Origin of the sequence: Paenibacillus sp. FJAT-26967 (assembly GCF_001541095.1) — a bacterium.
GTDB lineage: Bacteria > Bacillota > Bacilli > Paenibacillales > NBRC-103111 > Paenibacillus_F.
In genome coordinates this window covers 1,650,492-1,667,291 of sequence record NZ_LMXH01000001.1, presented here as the reverse complement: position 1 = coordinate 1,667,291, position 16,800 = coordinate 1,650,492, and the positions used below count along the sequence as shown (strand labels likewise).

Here is a 16,800-nt window from a genome sequence, read left to right as displayed (position 1 = left end):
ATTATTGTATTTTCTGAATGCGATCCCACTGACTGACGATATCGGTGACACGAACTCCAAAGTTCTCGTCAATAACGACAACTTCACCTTTGGCAATGAGTTTGTTATTGACTAGAATATCTACCGGTTCACCCGCCAATTTATCCAGTTCAATAATAGAGCCTTGTGACAATTCCAGAATGTCTTTAATGACCTTCTGAGTTCTGCCAAGTTCAACAGTTACCTTTAAAGGAATATCCAGCAACAGATTCAGGTTAGTGTCATCCACTTGACCGTAACCGCCAGACTGAAGATTGGAGAATTGTACCGGCTGCACATTCACATTGCGGTTAATGCTTCCTCCGCCAGGCGCTCCTTGAGGAACGTTATGCTGAGGCTGCTGAACATACGGCTCGGAATAAGGCGGTTGAACGGGCGGCTGATTGACCGGCATTGAATTTCCTCCCATAGAAGGACTGGAATAAGGTGCTTGCTGCGGCTCCTGATATGTACTTTCAGCAGGCTGTTCATACACGGGAGCCGGAATTTCCTCGGCAATCGTCGGTGCAACCTCACTGTATGAATCTTCAGAGCCGCCCAACAAAGTTCTTACCATTTCTTTGGAGAAATCTACCGGAAGCAGCTGCATAATAGTCGAATCGATTAAATCTCCGATTGTCAGTCTGAAGGATATCTTTATAAATACGTCTTCGTTCGGCAGTTTTCCTTCTCCATTCGACAGATTCAAAATATCTATTCCTGGAGGAGAAATATTAACGAAGCGATTAAAGATTGCGGACATGGATGTAGCCGATGATCCCATCATCTGATTCATGGCTTCCTGCACAGCGCTAATATGAATTTCCGTCAACTCATCATTCGGCGCATGTCCGTCTCCACCCATCATAAGATCGGCAATGACTTGTGCATCACGTGTTTTGATGACGAGTAGATTAATACCATGAAAACCATCTACGTAATTAACATGGACCGCTACATGAGGCTGTGGAAATTCTTTCACTAACTCATCTCTAAGGATGATCGATACTTTAGGTGTCGTGATGTCTACCTTCTTACCAAGCAATGTCGAGAGGGCTGTCGCTGCACTGCCAAACGTAATATTGCCGATTTCCCCTAATGCATCCTGTTCCAGGGGAGTCAGATAATCATCAATTACCGGAGCAAGAGCAGCAGCTTGATCGTCGTCATAACGCTCATCCGAAGTCTGTCTTAACAGGGCGTCAATTTCCTCCTGCGACAAATAATCTTTATTATTCGTCAATTTCTTCTACTCCTTCATGTACAATTTCACCGATTTGAACAGCCATTCTTGATTTAACTGTTCCGGCGCTTCCCGTAAATTTCAATTTTTCGCCGACTTTGATATGCAGCGGGTCATTTACAGGCTTGTTTAGTGTAATAACGTCTCCTGGCTGAAGATTCAAAAACTCATGAATCGTAATCTGAGATTCTCCCAGCTCAGTAATGATCGGCAGCTTCGCTTGTGTCAGTCGTTCCTGCAGAATTTCCATTTCTTCAGGAGCCCGGTTTTTCTTCTGCGATACAAACCAATGATGAACGGACAAGCGAGGCATGATAGGTTCGATAACAACATGAGGGATACAAAGATTGATCATCCCTGTGGTATCCCCTATTTTGGTACTGAGCGATATCAGCGCAATCGTTTCATTTGGAGAAACAATTTGCATGAACTGCGGATTCGTCTCCAGTGCTTCTAAACGAGGAGACAGATCGATAATCGTCTTCCATGCTTCTTGAAGACTTTCAAACGCTCGGCTGAAAATCCGTTCCATGACAATCGTTTCGATTTCTGTCAGGGCACCGGTCTTTTGAGGAGAGTTACCTACACCGCCAAGAAGTCTGTCGAGCATCGCATAAGCGACGTTCGGGTGAACCTCAAGAACCATCCTGCCCTCAAGCGGCTCCGCTTCAAAAATGTTTAGAATCGTCATCTTCGGTATCGAACGGATGAACTCATCATAAGGCAGTTGTTCCACTTGAACCACGCTAATTTGTACGAACGTCCTGAGCTGAGCCGAGAAGTACGTGGTCAAGTACCGGGCAAAATTCTCATGTATCCTTGTGAGACTTCGGATATGATCTTTGGAAAAACGCACGGCTCTTTTAAAATCATATACCCGCACTTTTTTCTGGGTATCTTCTTTTTTGAGCTCCTCCGCATCCATTTCACCCGATGAGAGAGCTGCCAGCAGTGCATCAATTTCATTCTGAGACATAACATCAACCATAAGAGTCACCCCCTTTGTGCGTATCCGATCTATGTTAAAGGCTACTCAAGTGCAAAATCGGTAATATTTATTCGCCTTATTTTTCCTTCATTGAGATGCGTATTTAATTTGCTGATTAGAGTGTTAGTCAGGTTATCTTGTCCTTTACTGCCTTGGATCTGCTCCGCTTTCATATCGGAAAGTGTACGGATAATCGTGCCTTTAATGCGGGAGTCAATCAAATTTTCGAAATCCACTTTTGCTTTTTTGTTTTCAAGTTCAAATGCCAAACTGATTTTGATGAAACTGCCTGGCTCCGCCAGGTTCGTTATAATGTCTTTCATGATGACTGTATTCTCTTTTATTTCTAATGTTGTTATCGGTTTGCTATCTTCTGAACCAGAAGTTTCTGCTTTGTTGTCCATGAAGGTCCAAAGTACAAATGCTGCTGTTAATATTAAAGTAATGGCAACCAGAATGGAGACAGTCATTAGAAAAAATCGGTTTTTAAGCACTACAAGCCCTCCGTATTCGTCGACTTGATCGTTGCTTGAACCGCACCGATCCGTTGTAAAAATTGTTCAACCTGTTCCATGATCACTGCTTCTGCTTCAAGAACCATGATCTTTTTTCCGTTGATCAAGGTAATGATCGTATCGGGCGTTTCCTCCATGCTTTCAATCATCAAAGCATTAATGACTAACGGTTTGCCGTTCATGCGGGTTAAACGTACCATGATACCCTCCATTGATTACAGCAGGGGAGCGAGCTTGCCCCCCTACCCTTTATAACCGACTATTAACGCTTCAGGTTTACGATTTCTTGTAAAATTTCGTCTGAAGTCGTAATGATACGGGAGTTAGCCTGGAAACCACGCTGGGAAACGATCATTTCGGAAAATTCTTCTGTCAAGTCTACATTAGACATTTCTAGCTGGCCTGTAATAATGGAGCCAGTTCCTGTTGCCGGATCTGCTGCCAGAGATTCTCCCAACCTTGCTGCTAGCTCGTCAAAAGTGTCTGCATTTAGAGTGTAGTCATAAAGATTTCCACCGATTTTTTCTAAACCGGCTGGATTAGCAACTTTAACAACTGAAATTTTATAGGGTGAAACTACAGGGATTCCTTCAATTACCTCAATGATACTTCCATCCTGGGAAATGGAGAATTTTGTTGCGTTCTCCGCCAATTGGATTGGCTCCCTGTCGGTTGAAAGCAGATACATACCATCTGGATTAACAATGTGTCTGTTCGCATCGATCGTAAAATTACCGGCACGAGTTAAATAAATAGGTTCATCGCCTCCACCAGTTGACACTGCAAAGAATCCGTTACCGTCGATTCTCAGGTCTGTAGGAACATTCGTCGTCATTGCACTACCACCCGTATGAATGGTATCAATGGATGAGATTGAGGAACCTAAACCAATTTGTTTAGCGTTTATTCCTCCACGAGACGGATCAGTACTTGGTGCTGATGAACCCGATACCGTCTGGCTCATGATATCCGAAAAGTTTACCCGCCCCTTTTTAAACCCGGCAGTATTTACGTTAGCAATGTTATTGCCGATAACGTCAAGCTTGGTTTGAAAACCGCGCATACCCGAAATTCCGGAATACATGGATCTTAACATTTTTATGTTCCTCCTCTTGGTTGTTGCAGAATAGATGCGATCTTTCAGTTGAACCGCTTCAATCGATCGGCGGTACAAGGGCTTCCTGATAGGTCCAGCCCGTTTAATTGCTTCAAGTAATAATGACTGCACTGTCAATTTGCGTAAATACTTGCTCTTTCATAGAAGCTCCATCAAGAGCTGTGACAACGGTCCGGTTAGGTACATTTACAATTAAAGCTGTGCCGCCCAGCATCATCAATGTATCTTTGGCACCTTTGGCAGCTGCTTTATCAATTGCACTTTCCAGTTTGCAGAGTTGTTCGCTGTCCAGCTTAATTCCTCTTTGCTGAAGCCGCATCTCTGCATGGTGGCTGAACTTGACAATCTGATTTTGTAATAAACGGTCAAAATCCGTTGAACCGTTCGTCTGCTTTGCAGCCTGGTTTCTTTGCAGAGGGGCTGCAGGAGTCGGGTACAGCCTACCGACTGTTAACCGCTCATTCATGGTGTCTGATTACCGGGGGCCGGGGGTTCAGGCTTGGGTTCCTCCGGTTTAGGTTCTTCCGGTTTAGGAACGTCAGGTTTCACGTTCTCGATGCTAAGAACATCTTCCAGCACAACTTCTCTCTTTCCGACTACCGCATACTGAACACCGTCACGGATAATGATCGACTCTACCTTGCCTGACATGGTACTCGTCTCGCCTTTATCGTTTAACCCGATCCAGCTTATGTTCTTGTCAATTAGGCTAGAGGTAAAACCGAGTGAAGAACGAAGCAACTTCATTTCAGCAGCCATATTGGACAATTGCTCAACAGAGGTGAATTGCGCCATTTGAGCAATAAATTCTTTATCCTGCATAGGTTGCATAGGATCCTGATTGCGGAGTTGAGCGATCATGATCTTCAAGAAATCATCTTTGCCTAATATTGAACCATCTTTTTCTTTTGCTTTCTTGGTAGAGGCTGTGTTAGTCATTCCTGTCTTAGTAACATCCTGCCATAATTCTGCCATTGTGCACCTCCATTCTTCTATGAACGTATATAGCTTAAGCTGAAGTTTCGAACGAGTTGCCTAAAGCCGCTTTACGCGTTTCCGTGAGTGCGCTCAATTCCTCGTTCCATTCGGTCACTTCCTCTGCTACGCTACCGCTCTTTCTTCCCTCGTGCTGCTGTAGAAACTGCCGGGAAGACTGCTGCTGTCTTGAATCTTGAAACATACTGGAGGACATGTTGCTTTGACTTACTTCCATTTTATCCACTTGAACTCCCTGACTCTGCAAAGATTGTCTGAGACTAGAAAGCTGGCTGTCCAGGAGCTCTTTGCCTACAACAGAATCCGCAGTAAAGATTGCCATTAATTGACCATTCTGGATCTTGAGCGTGATTTCAATATTACCCAAATGCTGCGGACGAAGCGAAAGCTTGGCTTCAGCAAAACCATCGCCTACCTTAACGTTCATCCTTTTAACCATAAACTCGCTTAATTCCTGAGTCAGATTGCTGGCCTGGATGGTAGGCAGCGCAGTTTTTGCTGCTTGTTCAGTGCCCGCTGTCTTAATCACTTCCTGCATGCCGCTCACTAATGTCATATCCGCGTGTTCACTTGATGAGGAACTCTGCGAGCTTACCGGTTCAGCAGTTAGTTCGGCAGTCTGTCTGACTACGTTCCACGCACTACTTTTCGCAGCTAATGCTTCTAATGAGGTTTTTATCGGATTCGACTTGGTTACCGTAACGACTGGTGTTTCCAACACCGGTTCACCAGTTGATGCCGGAAGCTTAGATGAATGGTCTGTAGCTGTGCTCGGCGCGGATTTCGGTTTCTCTGTATTTGCCGCTAAAGAAGTTGCTTGCGGCAGCACTTTTTCAAGAAGCTGTGTAAACTCCTTGGATAAATGCTGGAGAATCGGATGATCCGGCTGCTGTTTCAACATGGCCGTAAGATCCAGCAGTGTTTTTTGTAGTTTCAGAGAAGGATCTTGCGGCTGACTGACGGCTTGAGATGTTATTGCTGTTGTTCCCTGTAATACACTGAGCATAGCCGAAGCTTCCGTCACCCAGCTCTGCATCGTTTCCGATTGAACCAACTGCTGCAGGACTTCCGGATTCTGCTGAATATTCTGAAGTAAGGCATCAATCATTCCTTCAGCGTCGGCTTCTGTACTAGCCAGTGCCTCCTGGATCGCGGGCGGCAGTAGAAGAATCACTTGCATTAAACCGGATAAAAGAGCATCCAACGGTGCTTGTTCTTCCTCAGCAGCCACTGTTGACAGTTGATTCCCCATGATCTCTGCAAAAACAGCTCCGTCTACCGCCGTTTTACTCTGCGCTGTCCCCGTTGTACCGGCCGCCGAAACAGCAGTTCCAGTTCCCGTGACCACACTAGCAAATGCCATTTCCATATTCTTATTCACCCCCTTTCAAGTGACATGTATGTTCGGATGTTCGGATGTTCTCCCTAAGGCAGAAGAAGATTTCCTGTAATGGAAGCCGCCGTTTCTTTGCTGATTACAGCAATTTCATTCATTAATGAAGCACGGCTGGTATTGTCCATTTCTCTTAAAATGTTCAAGACCTGCGCAGAGTTTTTACCGTACATATCAGTCAAGACTTTAGCTGCCTGATTCGCCTTCATAGCCGCAAATGTCTGACTCAATTCAACTTTCGTCATCTTGGCTGTATCTGCATTCGGACTATTCTGGATTTCCAGACGTTCCTGCAATGCAGCGATTTTCTGATTCTCAGCGCTTGTTAAATCCTTCAAAGCGATGGAAGCATCTGCCGCTTTTTTAGGGTCCATTTTCTCAAGAATCTTGACCCTTTCATCCGTTTTCATAGCATTTAAAACTAGAATCGTCTCTTTAGGACTTAAATTTTGTATGATTTGTGCAGCTTTACTGGGCATCATCCTAGCATAGACCGTAGCGAGTTCCCGGACTTTCTTATCATATTCTGCATCCTGTTCTGCTAGCTGCTTGTTAGATAGTTCGGCTTGTTCTTGTTTAAGCTCCGCAATTCTTTCATCCTGCTTCGCGATCATTTGATCAGCCTTGCCCAGCTCTGTTTCCAATTCCTCTACCTTATTGTTCAGTTGTTCCACTTCTTTGGTTTTTTCCTTCTCTGCATCAGCTGCGCTAGGAGTTTTGGCAGATTCCGCCTGGGCATCTTCTTTCGGCTGGGGAATCATTTCACCCACAACGGGAAGTTTGTGCATGGTCCGCTGAACGGTTTTCATAATATCGTAATCGAATACAGATAGTAGAACCCCGAGTAGAACAGCGGTAAACACGAACGGGATGAGAAACCAGACCAGAAAACGCTCTAATCCACCACCTGAGGATGATTCTGCGCCTGATTGTTCCATGACGTTACCTCCTTTCGTGTGGTTATGAATAAGATAGTCGAGTGTGTCGGTTTGTAGCAATCTCATCCAGCGCTTCTTGTTCTTTCTTAAGAACAAAGCTGCTGAATTGTTCATAAGCTTTATCTCTTGCTTTTGTCCATACTTTTTCATCAACCATTTTGTCAGATAAAACTTCCCGGTTTTGTGTAACTTGATACTGGGCCTTCGCAATATCACGACGTTTGATAGCGATCAGCTGATCAATGTGCTCTACATAATATTGCAGCTGTCTGATCTCAGACATTGAGACAGGGCGTTCGGATGACTCCATCAGCTTATCCTGGGCCTCACTCTTCATCCGCATCAGATCATGAAGACTGCTTTCTTCTATATTGAGCTTGCCTATCGCCGAGGATAAATTCCATTCCGCCTGCGAGCGCTCATTATTTTTTAAATTAACGATTTGTTGGAACGCATATTGAAATTTCATATGACCCTCATCCTAAAGAAAATTGATGAATCAAGCGGTGTTGAGCTTCTTCCAATGTCACTTTCTCATCCGTCTTCTGTTTTACATAATCAAGGATTGCATCCATATATTCGAGGGATAAATCAATTTCTTGATTTGAGCCTCTCTGGTACGCCCCCAAATTAATCAAATCTTCCGAATCTTTATAAACAGACATCATCCGTTTAAGATGTGCAGCTGCATTGAGCTGTTCGCGGGATACAATTTCTTTCATTACACGGCTTACACTGGCTAGGACATTAATAGCAGGATACTGGCCTTTATTGGCGATATTCCGATCCAACACGATGTGACCGTCTAGAATACCCCGGACAGCATCCGCAATAGGTTCGTTCATATCGTCCCCATCTACAAGCACGGTGTAGAAAGCCGTGATAGAGCCTTTAAGCCCGGTACCCGATCGTTCGAGCAGCTTAGGCAGGAGAGCGAAAACGGAAGGCGTATACCCTCTCGTAGCAGGCGGTTCACCTACCGCAAGCCCGACTTCCCGCTGAGCCATCGCAAAACGTGTAACGGAGTCCATCATCAGCATGACGTTCAAACCACGGTCACGGAAATATTCCGCAATGCTCGTTGCGATAAAAGCGCCTTTGATCCTTACCATCGCCGGTTGATCAGATGTCGCTACGATGACAACGGAACGTGCCAAACCTTCGGGACCCAGATCTTTTTCTACAAATTCGAGCACTTCGCGTCCCCGCTCGCCTATTAGAGCGATAACATTTACATCCGCCGAAGTATTCCGGGCAATCATTCCCAGCAGTGTGCTTTTACCTACACCCGATCCGGCGAAAATACCAACACGCTGGCCCTTACCTACGGATAAAAGTCCATCAATGGCTCTTACTCCTACACCAAGCGGTTCCTGAACACGCGGTCTTGAAAGCGGATTACTGGGTGCATTGTTCGTAGACACCTGTGTCATCCTCGATGGAAGAAACGAACCGTCAAGCGGCTGACCTAACCCGTCCAGAACTTTGCCGAGCAGTTCATGTCCTACTTGTACGCTAAGCGGCTTGCCTGTTCCGACAACGTCGCATCCAGGTCCGATTGCTTCAAGTTCGCCAAGCGGCATTAGAATAACTTTGTTGCCCCGGAACCCGACAACTTCCGCCATTAACGGCCGGTTCGACTTATGAGGATAGATGTGGCACAACTCTCCAATACTGACATCCGGACCTTCAGATTCTACCGTCAAACCAATGACCTGGGTTACTTTACCGTTAACCCGAACGGGATCGATCTGCCGAAGATAGTCCGTATACTTGCCCGCATTTGGGATCTGGGATGACTTGTTCATGACTCATCACCTTCACCGTGAAGAGCAATGCGCTGCAGAGCGATTTTGATTTCATGCAGTTGTGTATCAATTCTCGCATCAATGCTGCCAAAGGTGGATCGCACTACACAGCCTTGATCCTGGACACTCGCATCGGGTATGATTTGCAGTTCTGCCTGAGAATCAATCGATGATAGCAGCTCTTCTCTTGCATCTTGGATATATGAGAACTGTTTAGGTGCGACGCAAAGTGTAATTACGCCTGTTTCTTTACGCCTTGAAAGTACACTTCGGATCGTATCCAGCACCCACTCCGGAGTTAGCGTGAGCTGCTTGGAAATAATTTTTTCAGCAATCGAACAGCTGAGTTCAATTAGAAAAGGCTCCGATTCCTGAATGATCTGTTGTTTAACCTGGTAGGCCTGCTGCAAAACGTTCTGAGCTTCTTGAAGCATCTCAGCATGCTGCTGATGGATATCTTCTTGAGCTTTCATTAACCCATCTTTGTAACCCGTGTCATAACCATTCTCTCTGGATGCTTCGAATTGTTGTTCATCTTCTTCACGCCGCTGGTTCCACCATGCTTCAATCTCAACTTCTGCTTGGCTTCTAAGTTCAGCTGCTTCCTGGAAAGCTTCCTGGATTTGAGTCTGAGCAAACGATTCCGCATCGCTTATGATTTGCCGTTTTAAAGCTTCCGCTTCACTAATCACAGCTTCTTCTTCTGGTGTAAATCCTGATACCTCATCTTCAAATTGTGCAGACGGGGAGGTCAACGGTTTAACCGGTACTTGAAAAGCCTTGGATTGTTCAGCAGGTACATAATGGGCAGGTTTAAGGATATTAGACAATAATATCGTCTCCTCCACCACGAGCGATGATAATTTCGCCCGCTTCTTCTAAGCGACGAATAGTAGATACGATTCGAGTCTGAGCTTCTTCCACATCCCGCAAACGTACCGGGCCCATAAATTCCATCTCTTCTCTGAATGTCTCCGACATCCGTTTGGACATATTGCGGAAAATTGCTTCGCGTACTTCTTCGCTGGCCACTTTGAGTGCAAGCTGCAAATCCGCGTTTTCAATGTCGCGAATAATTCGCTGAATGGAACGATTATCCACATTGACAATATCTTCGAATACGAACATCCGCTTCTTAATTTCTTCAGCCAGCTCGGGATCTTGAATTTCGAGTGAGTCGAGAATGGTACGTTCAGTTCCACGGTCTACACCGTTCAGAATTTGTACGATAGAGGAAATACCTCCGGCTGAAGTATAATCTTGCGTTACGGTAGCCGATAATTTCTGCTCCAGAATCCGCTCCACTTGACTAATAACTTCGGGTGATGTGCTGTCCATGAGCGCGATCCTCTTCGCTACATCTGCCTGTTTCTCTTGTGGAAGTGACGATAAAATAATGGATGCTTGTTCTGATTGCAGATAAGAAAGCACCAGTGCGATCGTTTGTGAATTCTCGTTCTGGATAAAGTTCAATATTTGTGCGGGATCTGCTTTTCTTGCAAAATCAAAGGGTCTGACCTGCAGATTAGCTGTTAAGCGATTAATGATATCGACTGCCCGATTGGACCCAAGCGCTTTCTCAAGAATCTCTTTCGCATATGCAATACCGCCTTGGGAAATGTATTCCTGTGCACGGCATATTTGATGAAACTCAGCTAGAATGGAATCCTTCTCGATCGCATCCACTTTTCTCACATTAGCAATTTCCAGTGTCAGCTGTTCGATTTCATCTTCACGCAAATGTTTGAATATTTGAGCGGAAACTTCCGGCCCTAAACTGATTAGTAAGATAGCCGCTTTTTGCCGGCCTGTTAATCCCTGCTGATATGCTGCTCTTGCCAATCACTCACACCTCTATTCATCGACAAGCCATGTCCGTAACAAATTAACGAATTCATCCGGCTTCTTTTTGGCTAATGTCTCTAATTGCTTGCGCACCTGGTTCTCGTTCGATGCGTTCTCAATATCAATGGTCGGGTACTCTACCTTAGCAGGTGCAAGATCCAATTCTTCTTCTTCCGCCGCTTTTTTCTTTCTTCGGATCGCATACATACCGAGCGCACCTAACAGCAAGGCAGCAAGTCCGATTCCGCCGTACATCAAATAATTGTTCCAATCCGTTCCGGATAAGCCAGGCTGTGCCGCGAAACTCTGAGGAGTAACGGTTACTCTTCCTCTAATCTGATCGGCTGTATATTCTTGTTTGTTATCCGCCAGTGCCGTCCGTACAATATTCGCCATCTGATCTGTAATTAATCTTTGTAAATTATCGTTTGCAGCCTGATCTCTGCCTGTAGAATCAAATGCAATGTTAATACCCAAATCTTTGACTACATAAGGTGTCTGGATAATGTCATTCGTGATTTTATTCACTTCATAATTAACCGTTTTGGAGCTTTCTTCCGAATTAGCGTTTCCGGAACCAGCTGCCCCAGGGTAGCCCGGTACATCCGTTTGTCCTGTTCCAGCAACTCCTCCGGCGGCCCCGCCAGCACTAGTCGAGCTTTTGTTCGATTCCTGAGTGGAAATTTCCAGCCCTCTGTTATCTTGAACGTTCGGAGCTGTTACAAGCTGCTCGACCGATTTCTTCTGATCGAAGTTCATGGTCGAGAATACACTCACGACCGCTTTATCGGCGCCAAGCATTTTATTCAGCAGATTCGTTACACTGCTTTGAACCTTCGCTTCAAACTTACGCTCAATTTCAAGATGGCTCTGAGCCAGATTTGAAGACTGACCCATGTTCGATTCTTTAGAATAAGCAAGGAACTGACCGTACTGGTCAGAAATTGTAATATTCTGGATCGGCAAGTTTCTCACGCTATGAGAAACCAAATTGTAAATGGTATCAACCTGAGCTTGATCCAGTGTATATCCTTTTTTAACGTTCAGCATTACGGAAGCAGTAGCTTCTTGCTTCTCTTTGGCCAGAAAAACTGTTTCGTCCGGCATCGAAATCAATACTTTTGATTTCTCAATCGATTGATTCGAGTTAATCAACTGCTGAAGTTCGCCTTGAACAGCACTTAAATGTTTGACTCTGAACTCGTTATCCGTCATACCGAATGCGCTATCGGTAGCGAAAGACTCATATCCGATTGAGCTGCCCTTGTTAAGGCCTTGCGACTCAACTCCCAGCTTGACGCTGGCTACTTCGCTCTTCGGCACTTCGATGCTTTTCCCATCCGGACTTAGTACATATGGAATAGCTGCTGTATCCAAGTACCCTTTGATTGCCGCTGCGTCAGCCGGCTGCAAATCCGTATAAGCGAGCGCATATTCTGTCTTGGCCAGATTATAACTGATGATTCCAATCGTCAGAATCAGAACGACTAACGTGCCGATGAAAGCAAGTTTGGTCGTTTTATTATATTGATTCCAATATTGTTTGGCCTTCTCCCAATACTGGAGCAATCTTTCGTTCACAATGTCACCCCATCCGATTCAATCAATCTCCTCATACGGCCGTTTATTATAACTGCATCCGCATGATTTCCTGATAAGCTTCCATCGCTTTATTGCGCACCTGTACGGTGAACTCTAGACCGAGTGATGCTTTCTCGGATGCGATCATCAATTGATGGACGTCCGATAACTCGCCTTTGGCAAACTGCTGGTTCAACTTTTCAACGGCCTGCTGGTCACCGTTCAGTCCGTTAATCGCATTATTCAGAAATGAAGAAAATTGATTCGTCACATCTGATGCACTTACTGTTTGGCTTACAGCCGGCTGTTTTAGATTGCCTACCGGACTAAATGCATTCAAATAGGTATTGTTAATCAAATGAATATCCCCTTTGTGCTATTATCTGCCGATTTCGAGTGCTTTCATGATCATACTCTTGCTTGCATTGAGCGCGGTCACGTTGGCTTCGTAAGAGCGGGTTGCTGAGATCATATCAATCATTTCTTTTGCAACATCAACATTCGGCATCATGACGTATCCTTCTTGGTTTGCATCAGGATGAGTCGGATTGTACACTTGCTTGAATGGTGTTGTATCTCCGGTAATACTGGATACCCGAACCCCTTGTCCGGTTCCATCAGTCATTGCCGTGTTCAACATTTGTGCAAATGAAGGTTGCCCTTTCGGTTCAACGGATACGATTTTTCTCTGATAAGGCGACCATTGTCCATCCACAAAAGATGCTCTCGTTGTATCCGCATTAGCAATGTTGGAGGAAATAACATCCATCCTCAATCGTTGAGCCGTCAAAGCCGATGAACTGATGTCAAAACTGTTCGTTATTCTCATCTGTTACCTTCTCCCATCCATGGCAATTTTAAGCTTGCGGAACTCGTTGTTCATCTCTTGTATGATCGTGTTGTATTTTAGCTGATTTTTGGCCATCAATGACATCTCGTAGTCCATGTCGACATTGTTTAAATTGTTGTTCATAACGGACATCTGCCCTGTTTCAACTATTGGGTTAGCGGGTAAGTTGGTATTGGGCGGGATTCTGAAATGCTTCGAATTTGAACGAACGCCTTCCAAAACTGGCTGTGAACCATTCATTGTCCCTTTCAGCAGTTCTTCGAACACAACGTCTGACCTTTTAAAATGAGGAGTGTCGGCGTTGGCCACGTTGTTAGCAATCACACGCTGCCGGAGTGCGGATGCATCTAATGATTTCTCCATCCACTGGAACCCGGTCTGATTTAGCAAAAACATGGTTACCCCACCTTCGTTATCTTTATGAAACTTTATTCCATAACGAAACTTCACATTCCTCCTAACTTCGACACAAGAATATTCAGAGTGTATACATTATGTAGAATAATGTTGCTAAAATTATCATGAAGAAAACAATGGAAATAGACAATAAGAAAAAAGCCCTATCTTTAGGAGAAAGGGCTTTGTTTCGCACTAAGTAAAACTATGAGAATTTTGTTACATTTTGGATTTCACTTGGTCAATTGCACGCATAAGCTGGTCATTCAATATACGAATATACGTTCCTTTCATGCCAAGCGAACGAGTTTCGATCACTCCAGCACTTTCCAACTTTCGTAGAGCATTTACAATAACGGAACGAGTGATTCCAACCCGATCTGCAATTTTGCTTGCCACGAGAAGTCCTTCTTTTCCTTCTAGTTCTTCAAAAATATGCTCTACAGCTTCCAGCTCACTGAAAGAAAGCGATCCAATTGCTACCTGTACAACCGCTTTACTTCTAGCTTCCTGTTCCACTTCTTCTGCCCGCATGTGAAGAATTTCCATCGCTACTACAGTTGATCCATATTCTGCTAAAATCAGATCATCATCGATAAATTCAGAATGAGTCCGACATAGGACCAAAGTCCCTAATCTGTCTCCTCCTCCTAAAATAGGCACAATGGTGAAGTGGGTATATTCTCTCAAAATTTTCATTTCTTCTACAAATGTCGGAAACATTTCTACCGCTTCTTTATCTGAAGTCGTTTCATCCACTCGCAATAAAAAATGATTGAATTCAGAAGAAAAACGGCGATCTTCCTCTACAATACGGTTTAATGCCGATGCCGGGAGCTCATTGGTGGTAGCGAAGCCCAGAATTTTACCGCGCCTGCTGGCGACGTAAACATTCGCGTGAATCGTATCACGAAGTACCTCGGCCATATCCATAAAACTGACGGCGCTTACTGCTTCTTTCTGCAGCAAGCGGTTCAGCCTTCTCGTTTTATTCAACAAGGTCATTGGCTAGCCTCCTACAATCCTACAATCATACAAAAAGAATCACAAACCGAAGACACATACGTCTTTCGGTTTATAAAATATATTGGCTTAAATCGCGATCCCGGACGATATCGCCCAGCTTCTCACGAACATATTCCGGTGTTATAATGATTTCTTCCAGATTAAGCTCCGGTGCCTCGAAAGACAAATCTTCCAGAAGCTTCTCCAGAATAGTATGGAGTCTGCGCGCTCCTATATTTTCTGTGCTCTGATTTACATCTACTGCAATCCGTGCAATTTCTTCAATGGCAGCCTGACTGAACTCCACTTTGATGCCTTCGGTTTCAAGTAAAGCCGTATACTGCTTCGTCAGAGCGTTTTTAGGCTCTTTCAGAATCAGCACAAAATCATCAAGCGTCAAATTACTGAGCTCAACCCGAATCGGAAAACGCCCCTGCAGTTCCGGAATCAAATCAGAAGGTTTGGAAACATGAAAAGCACCTGCGGCTATAAACAGCACGTAGTCGGTTTTAACAGGGCCGTATTTGGTCATAACCGTAGAACCTTCCACGATAGGCAGAATGTCTCTCTGGACGCCTTCACGGGATACATCGGGGCCTCCGCTGCCGCGTCCGCCACCCGCTATTTTATCTATCTCATCCAGGAAGATGATACCGGATTGTTCCGCTCTTTGGACCGATTCCTGTATCACTTCGTCCATATCGATTAATTTCTGCGCTTCATCTTGTGTCAGCACTTTACGGGCTTCCTTAACCGGCAGCTTGCGTTTCTTCGTCTTTTTGGGCAATAAGCTGCCGAACATCTCCTGCATGTTCATGCCAGCCTGGTCATTGCCTTGACCGGATAACATATCCAGCATCGAAGGAGAATTATCTTCAACGTCTACTTCAACCATCACATTCTCGAGTTCGCCGCGTTTTAACTGCTCCATAATTTGCGAACGTTTAGTAGCAAGAGCAGGGTCCTTCTCTTCCTCATCCGGCTCGGGCTGCGACTGCTGATTGCCGAATATCATTTCAAGCGGGTTGCGCTGGAACTTCTGCCGTGCTGCACTTGGCGCTAGAATCGCAACCAGACGCTCATTGGCCAGCTCCTCTGCCTTGTCCTTGACCTTCTCAGTCCGCTCGCTTTTAACCATACGAATAGACGTCTCCACGAGATCACGGACCATAGATTCTACATCGCGGCCCACATAACCGACCTCAGTAAATTTTGTAGCCTCCAGCTTGACGAAAGGGGCGCCAACAAGCTTAGCCAGGCGGCGCGCTATCTCTGTCTTACCGACACCCGTCGGCCCGATCATTAGAATGTTCTTCGGAACAATTTCATCACGCATGGACTCATCAAGTCTGCTGCGGCGGTAACGGTTGCGCAGAGCAACCGCTACCGATTTCTTAGCCTGCTTCTGGCCGACTATATAGCGATCCAATTCCTGAACGATTTGTCTTGGAGTAAGTGAGCTTGTGCTCAAATGAACCCCTCCTTCATGATTACTTGTTCCACTTCACTGCACCGGTAATCAGCATACGAATGTCTCTGGTCCCGACAGTTCCTATATTTCTTCGACGATAATATTGTGGTTCGTATATACGCATATGTCAGCGGCCATTTCAAGCGCGGCTTTTGCGATTTCCGTCGGGTTCATTTCGGGAGCATACCTGGACAATGCCCGTCCTGCAGCCAGTGCAAAGCTTCCGCCTGAACCAATCGCTACGATTCCGTCATCCGGCTCAATAATTTCACCGTTACCGGATATAAGCAGCAGTCCGGATTCATCCATTACGATCATCATCGCTTCCAGTTTACGCAGCACACGGTCAGAACGCCATTCCTTGGCCAGTTCTACTGCCGCACGCTGAAGGTTGCCGTGATGCTCCTCCAGTTTGCCTTCAAACTTCTCAAACAAAGTAATCGCATCCGCAACAGAACCTGCGAAGCCGGAGATGACTTTGCCCCGGTACAACCTGCGGACCTTCTTAGCGGTATTCTTCATAATCATACTGTTACCGAAGGTCACCTGGCCATCACCTGCAATCGCACCCCGTCCATCCTTACGGATGGCAAAAATAGTCGTTGCATGAAATGTAGCATTCGTAGGATCCATAAG

20 protein-coding genes are annotated in these 16,800 nt (G+C 45.2%); all 20 read right to left on the bottom strand.

Annotated features, from left to right (window positions below; genetic code table 11):
• Nucleotide 1 precedes the first annotated feature (1 nt).
• The 20 genes from fliY to hslV all read right to left on the bottom strand — a co-directional run bounded on the left by fliY (nucleotide 2) and on the right by hslV (nucleotide 16,797).
• On the bottom strand, nucleotides 2-1,261 hold the full coding sequence (gene fliY / locus AR333_RS07430; protein WP_068774634.1) for a flagellar motor switch phosphatase FliY: 1,260 nt from the start codon (nucleotides 1,259-1,261) through the stop codon (nucleotides 2-4).
• Nucleotides 1,251-2,249, bottom strand: coding sequence for a flagellar motor switch protein FliM (fliM, locus tag AR333_RS07425; RefSeq protein ID WP_068774633.1), 999 nt, complete (start codon nucleotides 2,247-2,249; stop codon nucleotides 1,251-1,253). Before fliM ends, fliY begins: the two co-directional genes overlap by 11 nt.
• Nucleotides 2,250-2,290: 41 nt before the next feature.
• Complete coding sequence (locus AR333_RS07420; protein WP_068774632.1) at nucleotides 2,291-2,743, bottom strand: flagellar basal body-associated FliL family protein; 453 nt, start codon at nucleotides 2,741-2,743, stop codon at nucleotides 2,291-2,293.
• A complete protein-coding gene (locus tag AR333_RS07415; RefSeq protein WP_068774631.1) occupies nucleotides 2,743-2,964 on the bottom strand; it encodes a flagellar FlbD family protein in 222 nt (73 codons plus the stop codon). Before AR333_RS07415 ends, AR333_RS07420 begins: the two co-directional genes overlap by 1 nt.
• A gap of 62 nt (nucleotides 2,965-3,026) precedes the next feature.
• Nucleotides 3,027-3,860 carry a flagellar basal body rod protein FlgG gene (gene flgG / locus AR333_RS07410; RefSeq protein ID WP_068774630.1) on the bottom strand — a complete coding sequence of 278 codons (834 nt, stop codon included), beginning with the start codon at nucleotides 3,858-3,860 and terminating at the stop codon, nucleotides 3,027-3,029.
• A gap of 112 nt (nucleotides 3,861-3,972) precedes the next feature.
• On the bottom strand, nucleotides 3,973-4,347 hold the full coding sequence (locus tag AR333_RS07405; protein WP_068774629.1) for a TIGR02530 family flagellar biosynthesis protein: 375 nt from the start codon (nucleotides 4,345-4,347) through the stop codon (nucleotides 3,973-3,975).
• Nucleotides 4,344-4,820, bottom strand: coding sequence for a flagellar hook capping FlgD N-terminal domain-containing protein (locus AR333_RS07400; RefSeq protein WP_367584198.1), 477 nt, complete (start codon nucleotides 4,818-4,820; stop codon nucleotides 4,344-4,346). The genes AR333_RS07405 and AR333_RS07400 overlap by 4 nt, the downstream gene beginning before the upstream one ends.
• Before the next feature lie 70 nt (nucleotides 4,821-4,890).
• Complete coding sequence (locus AR333_RS07395) at nucleotides 4,891-6,246, bottom strand: flagellar hook-length control protein FliK (RefSeq protein ID WP_068774628.1); 1,356 nt, start codon at nucleotides 6,244-6,246, stop codon at nucleotides 4,891-4,893.
• A 56-nt stretch (nucleotides 6,247-6,302) separates the two neighbouring features.
• Nucleotides 6,303-7,208, bottom strand: a complete 906-nt coding sequence (locus AR333_RS07390) for a MotE family protein (protein ID WP_068774627.1) — start codon at nucleotides 7,206-7,208, stop codon at nucleotides 6,303-6,305.
• Nucleotides 7,209-7,230: 22 nt separating this feature from the next.
• Nucleotides 7,231-7,677 (bottom strand): flagellar export protein FliJ, encoded by a 447-nt coding sequence (gene fliJ / locus AR333_RS07385; protein ID WP_068774626.1) that lies wholly within the window; start codon nucleotides 7,675-7,677, stop codon nucleotides 7,231-7,233.
• 7 nt (nucleotides 7,678-7,684) lie between these two features.
• Nucleotides 7,685-9,016 carry a flagellar protein export ATPase FliI gene (gene fliI, locus AR333_RS07380; protein ID WP_068774625.1) on the bottom strand — a complete coding sequence of 444 codons (1,332 nt, stop codon included), beginning with the start codon at nucleotides 9,014-9,016 and terminating at the stop codon, nucleotides 7,685-7,687.
• On the bottom strand, nucleotides 9,013-9,846 hold the full coding sequence (locus tag AR333_RS07375; RefSeq protein ID WP_068774624.1) for a FliH/SctL family protein: 834 nt from the start codon (nucleotides 9,844-9,846) through the stop codon (nucleotides 9,013-9,015). The genes fliI and AR333_RS07375 overlap by 4 nt, the downstream gene beginning before the upstream one ends.
• Nucleotides 9,839-10,858, bottom strand: coding sequence for a flagellar motor switch protein FliG (fliG, locus tag AR333_RS07370; RefSeq protein WP_068774623.1), 1,020 nt, complete (start codon nucleotides 10,856-10,858; stop codon nucleotides 9,839-9,841). Before fliG ends, AR333_RS07375 begins: the two co-directional genes overlap by 8 nt.
• 12 nt (nucleotides 10,859-10,870) lie before the next feature.
• Nucleotides 10,871-12,442, bottom strand: coding sequence for a flagellar basal-body MS-ring/collar protein FliF (fliF, locus tag AR333_RS07365; protein ID WP_068774622.1), 1,572 nt, complete (start codon nucleotides 12,440-12,442; stop codon nucleotides 10,871-10,873).
• Nucleotides 12,443-12,488: 46 nt separating this feature from the next.
• Nucleotides 12,489-12,800: a flagellar hook-basal body complex protein FliE gene (fliE, locus tag AR333_RS07360; protein WP_068774621.1), complete on the bottom strand. Its 312-nt coding sequence runs from the start codon at nucleotides 12,798-12,800 to the stop codon at nucleotides 12,489-12,491.
• Between the two features lie 21 nt (nucleotides 12,801-12,821).
• Complete coding sequence (gene flgC, locus AR333_RS07355) at nucleotides 12,822-13,271, bottom strand: flagellar basal body rod protein FlgC (RefSeq protein WP_068774620.1); 450 nt, start codon at nucleotides 13,269-13,271, stop codon at nucleotides 12,822-12,824.
• Between the two features lie 3 nt (nucleotides 13,272-13,274).
• Complete coding sequence (gene flgB, locus AR333_RS07350) at nucleotides 13,275-13,688, bottom strand: flagellar basal body rod protein FlgB (protein ID WP_068775161.1); 414 nt, start codon at nucleotides 13,686-13,688, stop codon at nucleotides 13,275-13,277.
• 219 nt (nucleotides 13,689-13,907) lie between these two features.
• Entirely contained in the window at nucleotides 13,908-14,693 is a 786-nt protein-coding gene (codY, locus tag AR333_RS07345) for a GTP-sensing pleiotropic transcriptional regulator CodY (RefSeq protein ID WP_068774619.1), read from the bottom strand.
• A gap of 70 nt (nucleotides 14,694-14,763) precedes the next feature.
• Nucleotides 14,764-16,164 carry an ATP-dependent protease ATPase subunit HslU gene (gene hslU / locus AR333_RS07340; protein WP_068774618.1) on the bottom strand — a complete coding sequence of 467 codons (1,401 nt, stop codon included), beginning with the start codon at nucleotides 16,162-16,164 and terminating at the stop codon, nucleotides 14,764-14,766.
• An 81-nt stretch (nucleotides 16,165-16,245) separates the two neighbouring features.
• The gene (gene hslV, locus AR333_RS07335) at nucleotides 16,246-16,797 is read right to left on the bottom strand and encodes an ATP-dependent protease subunit HslV (protein WP_068774617.1); all 552 of its coding nucleotides are present in this window, start codon (nucleotides 16,795-16,797) and stop codon (nucleotides 16,246-16,248) included.
• Nucleotides 16,798-16,800 lie beyond the last annotated feature (3 nt).

Bases quoted from the DNA above. Each gene is read 5' to 3' on its own strand.
- fliM (WP_068774633.1), bottom strand. From the start codon at position 2,249: ATGGTTGATGTTATGTCTCAGAATGAAATTGATGCACTGCTGGCAGCT.
- AR333_RS07395 (WP_068774628.1), bottom strand. From the start codon at position 6,246: ATGGAAATGGCATTTGCTAGTGTGGTCACGGGAACTGGAACTGCTGTT.
- fliJ (WP_068774626.1), bottom strand. From the start codon at position 7,677: ATGAAATTTCAATATGCGTTCCAACAAATCGTTAATTTAAAAAATAAT.
- AR333_RS07405 (WP_068774629.1), bottom strand. From the start codon at position 4,347: ATGAATGAGCGGTTAACAGTCGGTAGGCTGTACCCGACTCCTGCAGCC.
- hslV (WP_068774617.1), bottom strand. From the start codon at position 16,797: ATGGATCCTACGAATGCTACATTTCATGCAACGACTATTTTTGCCATC.
- flgC (WP_068774620.1), bottom strand. From the start codon at position 13,271: ATGAGAATAACGAACAGTTTTGACATCAGTTCATCGGCTTTGACGGCT.
- flgB (WP_068775161.1), bottom strand. From the start codon at position 13,688: ATGTTTTTGCTAAATCAGACCGGGTTCCAGTGGATGGAGAAATCATTA.
- AR333_RS07400 (WP_367584198.1), bottom strand. From the start codon at position 4,820: ATGACTAACACAGCCTCTACCAAGAAAGCAAAAGAAAAAGATGGTTCA.
- codY (WP_068774619.1), bottom strand. From the start codon at position 14,693: ATGACCTTGTTGAATAAAACGAGAAGGCTGAACCGCTTGCTGCAGAAA.
- AR333_RS07415 (WP_068774631.1), bottom strand. From the start codon at position 2,964: ATGGTACGTTTAACCCGCATGAACGGCAAACCGTTAGTCATTAATGCT.
- AR333_RS07390 (WP_068774627.1), bottom strand. From the start codon at position 7,208: ATGGAACAATCAGGCGCAGAATCATCCTCAGGTGGTGGATTAGAGCGT.
- flgG (WP_068774630.1), bottom strand. From the start codon at position 3,860: ATGTTAAGATCCATGTATTCCGGAATTTCGGGTATGCGCGGTTTTCAA.
- fliI (WP_068774625.1), bottom strand. From the start codon at position 9,016: ATGAACAAGTCATCCCAGATCCCAAATGCGGGCAAGTATACGGACTAT.